Raw genomic sequence first — 207 nt, 5'->3', positions numbered from 1 at the left:
CCGCCCCATCGGTCTTCTCGCTGGTTAGATAGCGGTGAGAAGAAATTCTGAATCAGGAAGCCGTGCGCCCCATGCAACTCGATGCCGTCGAAGCCTGCCTCGATTGCCCGGCGTGTGGCCTCGCCGAAAGCAGCCACGACAGCCAGGATTTCATCGTGAGTTAGCGCGCGCGCTGTCATGTTGCCATTGTTGAATGCACCCGCAGCA

1 protein-coding gene is annotated in these 207 nt (G+C 59.4%); it reads right to left on the bottom strand.

Features of this window, described 5'->3' with window-relative positions; translation table 11 throughout:
* Window positions 1-207: oxidoreductase (locus tag AF337_RS32785; protein ID WP_483150641.1), on the bottom strand; the 207-nt coding region annotated here is incomplete at both ends.

Source organism: Rhizobium ecuadorense, assembly GCF_001187535.1.
In the GTDB taxonomy this organism is placed as follows: domain Bacteria; phylum Pseudomonadota; class Alphaproteobacteria; order Rhizobiales; family Rhizobiaceae; genus Rhizobium; species Rhizobium ecuadorense.
This window is presented reverse-complemented; position numbering and strand designations above follow the sequence as displayed.